The sequence below is a fragment of the Pseudomonas chlororaphis subsp. piscium genome, assembly GCF_003850345.1.
Lineage (GTDB): Bacteria > Pseudomonadota > Gammaproteobacteria > Pseudomonadales > Pseudomonadaceae > Aquipseudomonas > Aquipseudomonas piscium.
The window spans coordinates 2,154,737-2,166,559 of the sequence record NZ_CP027707.1; the positions used below are offsets into that span (position 1 = coordinate 2,154,737).

Below are 11,823 nucleotides of genomic sequence, written 5' to 3' on the forward strand. Positions count from 1 at the left end.
CGATGGAAACGTCGCTGCCGAGTCAGAAGTTAGCGTCCGACGTGTACTGTTCAGCTTCCATATCGTGGAGATCAGTTGATGATTTACGAAGGTAAAGCCATCACGGTTAAGGCTCTTGAAAGTGGCATCGTCGAATTGAATTTCGACCTCAAGGGTGAGTCCGTCAACAAGTTCAACCGTCTTACCCTGAACGAATTGCGTTCGGCCGTAGACGCCATCAAGGCAGATGCGTCGGTCAAGGGTGTGATCGTCAGCAGTGGCAAGGACGTCTTCATCGTCGGCGCCGACATCACCGAATTTGTCGATAACTTCAAGCTGCCGGATGCAGAGCTTGTCGCAGGCAACCTCGAAGCCAACAAGATTTTCAGCGATTTCGAAGACCTCAACGTTCCGACTGTTGCCGCGATCAATGGCATCGCGCTGGGCGGCGGTCTGGAAATGTGCCTGGCAGCTGACTATCGCGTCATGTCCTCCAGCGCCAAGATCGGCCTGCCGGAAGTCAAGCTGGGCATCTACCCGGGCTTCGGCGGTACCGTTCGCCTGCCACGCATCATCGGTGCCGACAACGCCATCGAGTGGATTGCCGCCGGCAAGGAAAACCGTGCCGAAGACGCACTGAAAGTCGGTGCGGTCGATGCTGTCGTCGCCCCGGAAAAACTGCATGAAGCGGCTCTGGCTACCGTCAAGCGCGCCATCTCCGGCGAGTTCGACTACAAGGCCAAGCGTCAGCCGAAGCTGGAAAAGCTCAAGCTCAACGCCATCGAACAGATGATGTCCTTCGAAACCGCCAAGGGTTTTGTCGCTGGCCAGGCTGGCCCGAACTACCCGGCGCCGGTCGAAGCCATCAAGACCATCCAGAAAGCCGCCAACTTTGGTCGTGACAAGGCGCTGGAAGTCGAGGCTGCAGGCTTCGTCAAGCTGGCCAAGACCTCTGCCGCGCAGAGCCTGATCGGCCTGTTCCTGAACGACCAGGAGCTGAAGAAAAAGGCCAAGGCCTACGACGAAATCGCCCAGGACGTGAAGCAGGCCGCCGTACTCGGTGCCGGCATCATGGGTGGCGGTATCGCCTACCAGTCGGCGTCCAAAGGCACGCCGATCCTGATGAAAGACATCAACGAACACGGTATCGAGCAGGGCCTGGCGGAAGCCGCCAAGCTGCTGGTCGGCCGTGTCGATAAAGGCCGCATGACCGCGGCGAAGATGGCCGAAGTGCTCAACGGCATTCGTCCTACGCTGTCCTACGGTGACTTCGGCCACGTCGACCTGGTGGTCGAAGCGGTCGTCGAGAACCCTAAGGTCAAGCAAGCGGTTCTGGCCGAAGTCGAAGACCAGGTCAAAGAGGACACCATCCTCGCTTCCAACACCTCGACCATTTCCATCAGCCTGCTGGCCAAGGCCCTCAAGCGTCCGGAAAACTTCGTCGGCATGCACTTCTTCAACCCGGTGCACATGATGCCGCTGGTCGAAGTCATCCGTGGCGAGAAGTCCAGCGAGCTGGCCGTGGCCACCACCGTTGCCTACGCCAAGAAAATGGGCAAGAACCCGATCGTGGTCAACGACTGCCCGGGCTTCCTGGTCAACCGTGTGCTGTTCCCGTACTTCGGCGGTTTCGCCAAGCTGGTCAGCGCCGGTGTGGACTTCGTGCGCATCGACAAGATCATGGAAAAGTTCGGCTGGCCGATGGGCCCGGCCTACCTGATGGACGTGGTTGGTATCGACACCGGCCACCACGGTCGTGACGTGATGGCCGAAGGTTTCCCGGATCGCATGAAAGATGACCGTCGTTCGGCAATCGACGTGCTCTACGAAGCCAAGCGCCTGGGCCAGAAGAACGGCAAGGGCTTCTACGCCTACGAGGCCGACAAGAAAGGCAAGCAGAAGAAAGTGGCCGACCCGTCGGTGCTGGAAGTGCTCAAGCCTATCGTGTACGAGCAGCGTGAAGTCACTGACGAGGACATCATCAACTGGATGATGATCCCGCTGTGCCTGGAAACCGTTCGTTGCCTGGAAGACGGCATCGTCGAGACCGCGGCCGAAGCCGATATGGGCCTGGTGTACGGTATTGGTTTCCCTCCATTCCGTGGCGGTGCGCTGCGCTACATCGATTCGATCGGTGTTGCCGAGTTCGTTGCCCTGGCCGACCAGTACGCCGATCTGGGCGCGCTGTACCACCCGACCGCGAAGCTGCGCGAGATGGCCAAGAATGGCCAGAGCTTCTTCGGTTAAGCGCCCCCTACTAGAGCGAGAGTGAATATATGAGCTTGAATCCTAGAGACGTCGTGATTGTCGACTTCGGTCGTACTCCGATGGGCCGCTCCAAGGGCGGCATGCACCGCAACACCCGCGCCGAAGACATGTCGGCGCACCTGATCAGCAAATTGCTGGAACGCAACTCCAAGGTCGATCCGGCGGAAGTCGAGGACGTGATCTGGGGCTGTGTGAACCAGACCCTGGAGCAGGGCTGGAACATCGCGCGCATGGCGTCGCTGATGACCCAGATCCCGCACACTTCGGCCGGCCAGACCGTCAGCCGTCTGTGTGGCTCGTCGATGAGCGCGCTGCACACCGCCGCCCAGGCAATCATGACCGGCAACGGTGACGTATTCGTGGTTGGCGGCGTCGAGCATATGGGCCACGTGAGCATGATGCACGGTGTCGACCCGAACCCGCACATGTCCCTGTACGCGGCGAAAGCCTCGGGCATGATGGGCCTGACCGCAGAAATGCTCGGCAAGATGCACGGCATCACTCGCGAACAGCAGGACGCCTTTGGCGTGCGTTCCCATCAGCTCGCCCACAAAGCGACGGTGGAAGGCAAGTTCAAGGACGAAATCATCCCGATGCAGGGCTATGACGAGAATGGTTTCCTGAAACTGTTCGACTACGACGAAACCATTCGTCCCGAGACCACCCTGGAAAGCCTGGCGGCCCTCAAGCCGGCCTTCAATCCGAAGGGCGGTACCGTGACTGCCGGTACTTCGTCGCAGATCACCGATGGTGCTTCATGCATGATCGTGATGTCGGCGCAGCGTGCCCAGGACCTGGGCATCCAGCCGCTGGCGGTGATCCGCTCGATGGCGGTGGCGGGTGTGGATCCGGCGATCATGGGCTATGGTCCAGTACCGGCCACGCAGAAAGCATTGAAGCGCGCGGGTCTGGGAATTGCCGATATCGACTTCTTCGAGCTCAACGAAGCTTTCGCGGCGCAGGCTCTGCCAGTGCTGAAAGATTTGAAAGTGCTCGACAAGATGGACGAGAAGGTTAACCTGCACGGCGGCGCGATTGCCCTGGGTCACCCGTTCGGTTGTTCCGGTGCGCGTATCTCCGGCACCTTGCTCAATGTCATGAAGCAGAATGGCGGCACCTTTGGCGTGTCCACCATGTGCATTGGCCTCGGTCAGGGTATTGCCACCGTCTTCGAACGCGTTTAAGCGTTGCGTTGACGGAAGCCGGGGCCCAGTGCCCCGGTTTTTGTTTTTCTGAAGATTTATTATTTTTTATTTTGCGCGAGGGCCAGAACATGCAATTACAACCCGGGCTCTATCAGCATTACAAGGGACCGCAGTACCGCGTTTTCAGCGTGGCGCGGCATTCCGAGACGGAAGAGGAAGTGGTGTTCTATCAAGCCCTGTATGGCGATTACGGCTTTTGGGTGCGTCCCTTGAGCATGTTCCTGGAGTCGGTCGAAGTTGACGGCGAGCAGGTGCCACGCTTTGCTTTGGTGCAGGCCGAACCCAGTCTTTTTTCACGGCCATAAGCCGAGGTCGCGCAGAACCCTGCGCTTGACCTCACCTTGTTGCCACTATATATAGCGGTGCCGCGTCAGGCGCCAACCGCCTCTCACTTCTCGAATTCAGGAATTTTCCGATCCATGGGCAAATCGCTGGTCATTGTGGAATCCCCGGCTAAGGCCAAGACCATCAACAAGTACTTGGGTAACCAATACGTGGTGAAGTCGAGTATCGGCCATATCCGAGACCTGCCCACCAGCGGTTCGGCGAGCGCCGCCAAAGAGCCTGCCGCCAAGCGTGGCAAGGCGGCTGCTGGTGAAGCACCGGCGCTGTCGGCCAAGGAGAAGGCGCGCAAGCAGCTGGTCTCGCGCATGGGAGTCGATCCGGACCACGGCTGGAAAGCCAAGTACGAGATCCTTCCAGGCAAGGAAAAAGTCATCGAAGAGCTGCGCCGGCTCGCCAAGGATGCTGACACTATCTATCTCGCAACGGACTTGGACCGCGAAGGGGAGGCTATTGCCTGGCACCTGCGGGAAGCCATTGGTGGGGATGACAGCCGCTACAAGCGCGTGGTGTTCAACGAAATCACCAAGAAGGCGATCCAGGAAGCCTTCTCCCAGCCGGGCGAGCTGGATATCGATCGGGTCAATGCTCAGCAGGCGCGTCGCTTCCTCGATCGCGTGGTGGGCTACATGGTTTCGCCGCTGCTGTGGGCCAAAATCGCCCGTGGCCTGTCTGCCGGTCGCGTGCAGTCGGTGGCGGTGAAGCTGGTGGTGGAGCGTGAGCGCGAGATTCGTGCCTTCATCCCTGAAGAGTACTGGGAAGTTCACGCCGACCTCGGCACCGCCAAGGGCGCCAATGTGCGTTTCGAAGTGGCCCGTGAAAACGGCGAGGCCTTCAAGCCGCTGAACGAAGCCCAGGCCATGGCGGCGCTGGAGAAGCTCAAGGCTTCGACCTACACCATCGCCAAGCGTGAAGACAAACCGACCAGCAGCAAGCCGTCGGCTCCTTTCATTACTTCCACCCTGCAACAGGCTGCGAGCAACCGCCTGGGCTTCGGGGTGAAGAAAACCATGATGATGGCCCAGCGTCTGTATGAAGCCGGCTACATCACCTATATGCGTACCGACTCGACCAACCTCTCGGCTGATGCCCTGACGATGGCGCGGACCTATATCGAAGAAGAGTTCGGCAACAAATACCTGCCGTCCTCGCCGAACTTCTACAGCAGCAAGGAAGGGGCCCAGGAGGCGCACGAAGCGATTCGTCCGTCCGATGTGAACACTCATCCAAGCAAGCTGTCGGGCATGGAACGTGATGCTGAGCGCCTCTACGAGTTGATCTGGCGCCAGTTCGTGGCCTGCCAGATGCTGCCGGCGCAATACCTGTCGACCACCGTCAGCGTCGCCGCTGGTGGCTTCGAGTTGCGTGCCAAGGGCCGTATCCTCAAGTTCGACGGTTACACCAGGGTCATGCCGCAGATGAGCAAGCCGGGCGATGATGATGTCCTGCCGGACATGGCGCAGGGCGATGTGCTGAAACTAATCAAGCTCGACCCGAGCCAGCACTTCACCAAGCCGCCGGCGCGTTACTCCGAAGCCAGCCTGGTCAAGGAAATGGAAAAACGTGGCATCGGTCGTCCTTCGACCTACGCGGCGATCATTTCCACCATCCAGGATCGTGGCTACGTGGCGCTGCACAACCGTCGCTTCTATTCGGAAAAGATGGGCGACATCGTCACCGAGCGTCTGTCCGAGAGCTTTTCCAACCTGATGGACTACGGCTTCACCGCCGGCATGGAAGAGCACCTCGATGACGTGGCCCAGGGCGAGCGCGACTGGAAAAATGTCCTCGACGAGTTCTACGGCGACTTCAAGAAGAAGCTCGAAGTGGCCGAAGGCAGTGACAGCGGCATGCGCGCCAACCAGCCGGTGATGACCGATATCCCGTGCCTCACCTGTGGTCGTCCGATGCAGATTCGCACAGCGTCCACCGGTGTGTTCCTCGGTTGCTCGGGTTACAGCCTGCCGCCGAAAGAACGCTGCAAGGCTACCGTGAACCTGGTGCCGGGCGACGAGATCGCCGCGGACGACGAGGGCGAGTCCGAATCGCTGGTACTGCGCGGCAAGCACCGTTGCCCGATCTGCAGCACGGCGATGGACGCCTATCTGCTGGACGAGAAACGCAAGCTGCACATCTGCGGTAACAACCCGGATTGCGCGGGCTACGAGATCGAAGAGGGCAGCTACCGCATCAAGGGCTACGAAGGTCCGAGCCTGGAATGCGACAAGTGCGGCAGCGAGATGCAGCTCAAGACCGGTCGTTTCGGCAAGTTCTTCGGGTGCACCAACCCGACCTGCAAGAACACCCGCAAGCTGCTCAAGAGCGGTGACGCGGCGCCGCCGAAGATGGACCCGGTGAAGATGCCCGAGCTGAAATGCGAGAAGGTCAACGACACCTACATCCTGCGCGACGGGGCATCGGGCCTGTTCCTGGCGGCCAGCCAGTTCCCGAAAAACCGTGAGACCCGCGCACCGTTGGTGCTCGAGCTGATCCCGCACAAGGACGAGATCGATCCGAAGTATCACTTCCTCTGCGAAGCGCCGAAGAAGGACCCGGAGGGTCGTCCGGCGGTGATCCGCTACAGCCGCAAGACCAAGGAGCAGTACGTGCAGACCGAAGTCGACGGCAAGCCGACCGGCTGGCGTGCGTTCTACGACGCTGGTAGCTGGAAAGTCGAAGACAAGCGTTAACGTCCGCATTGGATGCTTCTGACAGGCCGCGTAAACTTCTCAAGGGTACGCGGCCTTTCTTTTGCTTGCGGTGGGCTGGAGTGTTCCACGACACTGTACGGCCAGCCTGCTGTTATCTATTCGTTGTGGAGATTGCCGTCATGGCCCACGAACTCTATACCCGTACCAACCAGAAAATTTACTTCGCCGGCCTGTCGCTGGAAGCCCTGGCGCGAGCCGAAGCGGGCGGGGCAATGAATGCGCAGGCGCTGGTGCAGGCAGGGCGAGAGTCGGTGTTGTTTCACCTGTACGGCGCGCTGCTTGGCTTGTGCCATGAAATTGCTGGCTTCTATCGCCTCCCACAGGCCAATGCGCCCCGCGCGGAGTTGCTGCTGACCCGCGAGGTGCTGGAAAGCATTGCCATCCCTGAGTTGGCCGAGCTCGTAGAGCTGGCCCATAACCCTGAGACTTGGCTGGCGAAGCTGCTGGCTGCCCATTCGGCGATGTTCCAGCCACCGCGAGTGCCGCATAAACCCAAGGGCGATGTCACCCAGCCCCTGATCGTCGCGGTGAACCTCGACGAAGAAGAGCAGGAGCCAGAGCTGAGCCGGGAAGAGCTGGAGCAATGGCGTCAGAACCTCAAGGCTTTGGCTATTCGCTTCCGTGACGGGCTGAATGAGTGTTGAGCCGCCGCTAGTACAACCCATCATTCCAGGGTGAGTAGGCGTTCAATAACTGCATCCAGATGTCCCCGAACTCCCTGGTCAGCGCGGTCATCAACAAGAAGCAGGCCATTACGCCGTTTTCCGGTAAGGAAGCCGTCGCCAGTTTTGATGACGGGCCGAATTTCTGATGACAAATGTATGTTTGTAACGTCAGGCCAATAAAGAAAACCCTTTGGGCCCGCGCGAGGTCGGGGTGATGACTGATATAATCCCGGCCTTTCGTGGAGAACAGACCTTTATGCCAACGTCCTTTCTAGAAATTGTCGAATTGCCAGACGGTCGTATTGAGCTGCGCAGGGCCGAGGACGAGGGTTCTCTGGTCACTCTGGACTTTTCAGAGGATGCCAAAGCCTTCTTGCAAGGCCAGCATGTCGAGGTGGCCAAGGCCATGTTGAGTGTGGGTGTGCAGATGGCGGGTCGCCTGGTTGAAGGCGAATTGGAGAAAGAAGAGGGGCCACGGGTTCTTCATTGAGTCCGTTTGTCGGTTTTTTTGCTGTCGTTCGTCGCCTCCTTTCGGCTTCTCAATCCTGGAGAAGCCTTGTGTCATTCAAGCGTATCCATCGACGCTTCTAGCGGTCAGCCCAGACGAATATTCAGGCTTTGTGCGTCGCCCGTGCGGGCTGCGCTGATGAGCTGTTGACGGGCGCTGCTGTTCAACGGGTTGAGCCAGCTGACAACGGTGTGGCTGCGTCCCAGGCGCAGGGCCTCGCAAGCCAGTTGTTGCGCGCTTTGGGCGCCGCGTGGGTGCAGCAGCAGAATCCGTTCGCGGTTCAGGCCGGCATCTCGCAGCCAAGCCTGGGTCAGGCTTGCCGGTGGGGCAATCAATGTCAGCCAGCGCGCGTCCTGATCCTGGCTCAGTTCCCTGAGGATAGGCGCTAGCAGGCTCAGGCAGTTCCCGGCGGCACCGCGTAACGACAGTTCACTGAAGGCTTCCGGTTCGTTGCTCCAGGGCGATTCGACTACCTCTTTGAGGATAGGCGCCAGGGGTTGGGCCATGAAGGCTTCGAACAGTGGCAGTTGTGCATGCTGTGGTGTGTGAGGGAACTGCATAGAGCCTCCTTTAGCGGCGAATGACGCCGACACTCAAGCCTTCGATCACCAGGTCCTGATCTTTCAGGTTGACTTCGATAGGGGCGAACTCAGGGTTTTCGGCAATCAGCCAGACTTTGCTGCCTTCGCGCTTGAAGCGTTTCACGGTGACTTCATCGCCGATGCGGGCGACGACGACCTGGCCATTGCGGGCCTCGCGAGTGGTGTGCACGGCCAGCAGGTCGCCATCGAAGATGCCGATGTCCTTCATGCTCATGCCGTGAACCCGCAGCAGGTAGTCCGCGCGTGGATGGAAGAAGGCCGGATTGATGTTGCAGGACTCTTCGATGTGCTGCTCGGCGAGAATCGGCGCGCCGGCGGCAACCCGGCCGATGATGGGCAGGCTGGAATCGTCGGGCTTGGCTTCGAACCCCGGGATGCGAATGCCGCGGGAGGCGCCTGGAGTCATTTCGATCGCACCCTTGCGGGCCAGCGCCTTGAGGTGTTCTTCGGCGGCGTTGGGCGACTTGAAACCCAGTTCCTGGGCGATTTCCGCGCGGGTCGGTGGGTAGCCGTTGTCTTCGAGGCAGCGTTTGATAAAAGCCAGAATCTCAGCTTGGCGTGGCGTCAGTTTTAGCATGTCGATCGCTCTGTCTTTTTATACAGTGACTGGAATTATATACAGTGAATAGCGCTTGGCAATCCTCCTTTTTCCAATCGCCGCTGGACGGTCGGGTTGTCGCTGCGCATGCCTGGTGTCGCGTGGCTGGCTACAGGAAGCGGTAGGTATGGTTAAATAACTGACTGGCCGGCCGCAAAACGGACAGGCAGGCTTGACAAGGCTGGGGCTGAAACGTATGTTTCAAACAAGTGTTTGTCAGGCGGAGTAGCCATGGCCCAGTCGGAAACCGTTGAACGCATTCTCGATGCTGCCGAGCAGTTGTTCGCGGAAAAAGGTTTTGCCGAAACCTCATTGCGGCTGATCACCAGCAAGGCCGGGGTCAACCTGGCGGCGGTGAATTATCATTTCGGTTCCAAGAAGGCCCTGATCCAGGCGGTGTTCTCGCGCTTCCTCGGGCCGTTCTGCGTCAGCCTCGATCGGGAGCTGGAGCGGCGTTCGGCCAAGCCGGACAGCAAGCCAAGCCTCGAAGAACTGCTGGAAATCCTCGTCGAGCAGGCCCTGGTGGTCCAGCCTCGCAGCGGCAACGACCTGTCCATCTTCATGCGCCTTCTGGGCCTGGCCTTCAGCCAGAGCCAGGGGCACCTGCGGCGTTATCTGGAAGACATGTACGGCAAGGTATTCCGCCGCTACATGCTGCTGGTCAACGAAGCCGCGCCACGCATTCCACCGATCGAACTGTTCTGGCGTGTGCACTTCATGCTGGGAGCGGCGGCGTTCAGCATGTCGGGGATCAAGGCCTTGCGTGCGATTGCCGAGACCGACTTCGGGGTCAATACCTCGATCGAACAGGTGATGCGCCTGATGGTGCCGTTCCTCGCGGCCGGCATGCGCGCCGAAACCGGCGTCACCGACGATGCCATGGCCACTGCGCAGCTCAAGCCGCGCAGCAAATCGACTCCGGCGGTCGCCAAGGCCTGACCGTCCGGGTGGGCGCGGCAGCTTACATCCGCTAAGCTAGCCGCCCATGTCGACTCTCGTTTCCTACCTCCTTTCACATCTTTCGCCGATCGTCGCTTGCCGGGCTTTGCCGCCGGCAATGGACTCGTGCGTCCGCGCCACACCAGCACCCTCCGCGATGCCGTGCGCGCACTTCGTTACTAAGGAATTGCTATGACCACAGGCCTGCAAGGCTCCTTGATGGTGGATGTCGCCGGTACCTGGCTGACGGCCGAAGATCGCCAACTCCTGCGCCAGCCCGAAGTGGGTGGGCTGATCATCTTTGCCCGGAATATTGAGCATCCGCGACAGGTGCGTGAGCTGAGTGCGTCCATTCGTGCGATTCGCCCGGACCTGCTGCTGGCGGTGGACCAGGAGGGCGGCCGCGTGCAACGCCTGCGCCAGGGTTTCGTGCGTCTGCCGGCCATGCGTGCCATCGCCGACAATCCGAATGCCGAGTACCTGGCCGAGCAGTGCGGCTGGATCATGGCCACCGAAGTGCTGGCCGTCGGCCTGGACCTGAGCTTCGCGCCGGTGCTGGATCTCGATCACCAGCGCAGCGCCGTGGTGGGCACCCGTTCCTTCGAGGGCGACCCCGAGCGCGCCGCGTTGCTGGCAGGTGCCTTTATCCGTGGCATGAACAGCGCCGGCATGGCGGCCACGGGCAAGCATTTCCCCGGGCACGGCTGGGCCGAGGCGGACTCCCACGTGGCGATCCCCAACGACGAGCGCAGCCTCGACGAGATTCGCGCCAAGGACCTGGTGCCTTTCGCGCGCCTGAGCAAGCAATTGGCGGCGGTGATGCCGGCCCACGTCATCTACCCTCAGGTCGATGCCCAGCCGGCCGGGTTCTCCCGCCGTTGGCTGCAAGAGATCCTGCGCGGTGAATTGCAATTCGACGGCGTCATCTTCAGTGACGACCTGTCGATGGCCGGTGCTCACGTGGTGGGCGATGCCGCGAGTCGGATCGAGGCGGCGCTGTCGGCCGGTTGTGACATGGGCCTGGTGTGTAACGACCGGGCGGCGGCCGAGCTGGCCTTGAGCGCGGCCCAGCGTCTGAAGGTGACGCCATCGGCGCGTATCGCGCGGATGCGTGGCCAGGCGTTCGCTTGCACCGACTATCGCCAGGATCCGCGCTGGCTGGCGGCGCTTGGCGCACTCAAGGATGCCCAGCTGATCGATTAAGGACTTTTGCGATGACGGTTTACGCGATTATCGGCGGTACCGGCCTGACCCGGCTCGAAGGCCTGAGCACTCACCAATCCTTGCCCCTGGACACGCCTTATGGCGCTCCGTCGGCGGATATCCAGAAGGGTGAATACGCTGGGCGCGAGGTGCTGTTTCTGGCGCGCCATGGTCATCCGCATCGCTTCCCGCCGCATCAGGTGAACTATCGGGCCAATCTCTGGGCGCTGAAGCAGGCTGGCGCCGAGGCGATTCTGGCGGTCAACGCGGTGGGTGGCATTCATCCGGCGATGGGCTCCGGGCATTTCTGCGTGCCGCATCAACTGATCGACTACACCAGCGGTCGCGAGCACACCTATTTTGCCGACGATCTGGAGCAGGTCACCCACATCGACTTCAGCTATCCCTACAGCGAGTCGCTGCGCCAGCAGTTGATCGCTGCACTGGAGGCCGAAGGCTGCGAATTCGGCAGCCAGGGTGTGTACGCCTGCACCCAGGGCCCGCGCCTGGAAACCGTGGCGGAGATCGCCCGCCTGGAGCGTGACGGCTGCGACATCGTCGGCATGACCGGCATGCCGGAAGCGGCGCTGGCCCGTGAGCTGGAACTGGACTACGCCTGTCTGGCGCTGGTGGTGAACCCGGCGGCGGGCAAGTCCGTGACTGTGATTACCATGGCCGAGATCGAGCAGGCGTTGCAGGACGGCATGGGCAAGGTGAAGTCGACACTGGCGCGAGTCCTCGCGGCAAACCTGTAGCCGCTGCCGAAGGCTGCGATCGAGCGCGTAGCGCTCGTAAAACCTGAA

At 60.7% G+C, this 11,823-nt stretch carries 11 protein-coding genes; 9 read left to right on the forward strand and 2 right to left on the reverse strand.

Annotated elements, in window-relative coordinates; translation table 11 throughout:
* The first annotated feature begins 78 nt into the window (after positions 1-78).
* From fadB to C4K38_RS09870, 6 genes are all read left to right on the forward strand, one after another.
* Positions 79-2,226: a fatty acid oxidation complex subunit alpha FadB gene (gene fadB / locus C4K38_RS09840; RefSeq protein ID WP_053278156.1), complete on the forward strand. Its 2,148-nt coding sequence runs from the start codon at positions 79-81 to the stop codon at positions 2,224-2,226.
* 29 nt (positions 2,227-2,255) lie between these two features.
* Positions 2,256-3,431, forward strand: coding sequence for an acetyl-CoA C-acyltransferase FadA (fadA, locus tag C4K38_RS09845; RefSeq protein WP_009047962.1), 1,176 nt, complete (start codon positions 2,256-2,258; stop codon positions 3,429-3,431).
* Positions 3,432-3,520: 89 nt separating this feature from the next.
* Positions 3,521-3,757, forward strand: coding sequence for a DUF1653 domain-containing protein (locus C4K38_RS09850; RefSeq protein WP_023968538.1), 237 nt, complete (start codon positions 3,521-3,523; stop codon positions 3,755-3,757).
* A gap of 114 nt (positions 3,758-3,871) precedes the next feature.
* Positions 3,872-6,484 (forward strand): type I DNA topoisomerase, encoded by a 2,613-nt coding sequence (topA, locus tag C4K38_RS09855; RefSeq protein ID WP_025804224.1) that lies wholly within the window; start codon positions 3,872-3,874, stop codon positions 6,482-6,484.
* A gap of 140 nt (positions 6,485-6,624) precedes the next feature.
* On the forward strand, positions 6,625-7,149 hold the full coding sequence (locus C4K38_RS09860; protein ID WP_025804223.1) for a DUF6586 family protein: 525 nt from the start codon (positions 6,625-6,627) through the stop codon (positions 7,147-7,149).
* A 277-nt stretch (positions 7,150-7,426) separates the two neighbouring features.
* Positions 7,427-7,660, forward strand: a complete 234-nt coding sequence (locus C4K38_RS09870) for a hypothetical protein (protein WP_044465990.1) — start codon at positions 7,427-7,429, stop codon at positions 7,658-7,660.
* 104 nt (positions 7,661-7,764) lie between these two features.
* On the opposite strand, the gene sulA is transcribed toward C4K38_RS09870, so the two are convergent.
* Positions 7,765-8,238, reverse strand: a complete 474-nt coding sequence (gene sulA / locus C4K38_RS09875; protein WP_007921302.1) for an SOS-induced cell division inhibitor SulA — start codon at positions 8,236-8,238, stop codon at positions 7,765-7,767.
* Between the two features lie 10 nt (positions 8,239-8,248).
* On the reverse strand, positions 8,249-8,857 hold the full coding sequence (lexA, locus tag C4K38_RS09880; protein ID WP_007921301.1) for a transcriptional repressor LexA: 609 nt from the start codon (positions 8,855-8,857) through the stop codon (positions 8,249-8,251).
* A gap of 252 nt (positions 8,858-9,109) precedes the next feature.
* Here lexA and C4K38_RS09885 point away from each other — a divergent pair, with 252 nt between their 5' ends.
* The 3 genes from C4K38_RS09885 to C4K38_RS09895 all read left to right on the forward strand — a co-directional run bounded on the left by C4K38_RS09885 (position 9,110) and on the right by C4K38_RS09895 (position 11,775).
* Positions 9,110-9,817, forward strand: coding sequence for a TetR/AcrR family transcriptional regulator (locus tag C4K38_RS09885; protein WP_007921300.1), 708 nt, complete (start codon positions 9,110-9,112; stop codon positions 9,815-9,817).
* Positions 9,818-10,021: 204 nt separating this feature from the next.
* Entirely contained in the window at positions 10,022-11,020 is a 999-nt protein-coding gene (gene nagZ / locus C4K38_RS09890; RefSeq protein WP_169915215.1) for a beta-N-acetylhexosaminidase, read from the forward strand.
* A gap of 11 nt (positions 11,021-11,031) precedes the next feature.
* Positions 11,032-11,775: an S-methyl-5'-thioinosine phosphorylase gene (locus C4K38_RS09895; RefSeq protein WP_053278157.1), complete on the forward strand. Its 744-nt coding sequence runs from the start codon at positions 11,032-11,034 to the stop codon at positions 11,773-11,775.
* The last annotated feature ends 48 nt before the right edge of the window (positions 11,776-11,823 follow it).

What these genes read in the sequence shown, in the direction of transcription:
- fadB (WP_053278156.1), top strand. Translation starts at nt 79, where the DNA reads ATGATTTACGAAGGTAAAGCCATCACGGTTAAGGCTCTTGAAAGTGGC.
- fadA (WP_009047962.1), top strand. Translation starts at nt 2,256, where the DNA reads ATGAGCTTGAATCCTAGAGACGTCGTGATTGTCGACTTCGGTCGTACT.
- C4K38_RS09850 (WP_023968538.1), top strand. Translation starts at nt 3,521, where the DNA reads ATGCAATTACAACCCGGGCTCTATCAGCATTACAAGGGACCGCAGTAC.
- topA (WP_025804224.1), top strand. Translation starts at nt 3,872, where the DNA reads ATGGGCAAATCGCTGGTCATTGTGGAATCCCCGGCTAAGGCCAAGACC.
- C4K38_RS09860 (WP_025804223.1), top strand. Translation starts at nt 6,625, where the DNA reads ATGGCCCACGAACTCTATACCCGTACCAACCAGAAAATTTACTTCGCC.
- C4K38_RS09870 (WP_044465990.1), top strand. Translation starts at nt 7,427, where the DNA reads ATGCCAACGTCCTTTCTAGAAATTGTCGAATTGCCAGACGGTCGTATT.
- sulA (WP_007921302.1), bottom strand. Translation starts at nt 8,238, where the DNA reads ATGCAGTTCCCTCACACACCACAGCATGCACAACTGCCACTGTTCGAA.
- lexA (WP_007921301.1), bottom strand. Translation starts at nt 8,857, where the DNA reads ATGCTAAAACTGACGCCACGCCAAGCTGAGATTCTGGCTTTTATCAAA.
- C4K38_RS09885 (WP_007921300.1), top strand. Translation starts at nt 9,110, where the DNA reads ATGGCCCAGTCGGAAACCGTTGAACGCATTCTCGATGCTGCCGAGCAG.
- C4K38_RS09895 (WP_053278157.1), top strand. Translation starts at nt 11,032, where the DNA reads ATGACGGTTTACGCGATTATCGGCGGTACCGGCCTGACCCGGCTCGAA.